Source organism: Bradyrhizobium sp. NBAIM08, assembly GCF_020193935.1.
In the GTDB taxonomy this organism is placed as follows: domain Bacteria; phylum Pseudomonadota; class Alphaproteobacteria; order Rhizobiales; family Xanthobacteraceae; genus Bradyrhizobium; species Bradyrhizobium yuanmingense.
Map to the genome: position 1 here is coordinate 1 of NZ_JADYVR010001203.1, position 390 is coordinate 390.

1 protein-coding gene is annotated in these 390 nt (G+C 61.8%); it reads right to left on the reverse strand.

Translation table 11 applies throughout. The features are described 5' to 3' along the window. The coding region (locus tag I6F37_RS44150; RefSeq protein ID WP_225155007.1) for a VOC family protein at positions 1-298 on the reverse strand (298 nt) is incomplete at its 3' end. Positions 299-390: the final 92 nt, after the last annotated feature.

A 390-nucleotide genomic window follows, 5' to 3' on the forward strand; every position in this document is an offset into this window, starting at 1 on the left:
GCGGTTCTTCGAGAAACAGTTTTGCGCCCGCTTTCTCCAGCCGGGCGCGCTCCGCTTTTGCGTCTGCGGCAACGACCGCGATGTGAAAACAGAGTGGATGAGCCGCCGCGTAATCCGGGATGAGGGCTTTCGGATTGGTGTAGAGCTCGACCACGGTGCGGCCCGTTTCGTCGGCGAGAAAGTGCGTGAAAGGCGCGTCGTCGCGCGAGCGGGCGATCGTGAAGCCGACGTGCTGCACATACCACTGGGCCTGCGCGCGGGTTTCAGGGACGTTGAGGGCGAAGTGTTCGAATTTCATGAAGAGCCATGAATCATCTGAAGGTGGAACGGCTTGACCTCAAGCCGTTGGTTTGAGGTTACCGCCAACCCGGCGGGCAGGAACGCCCGCCC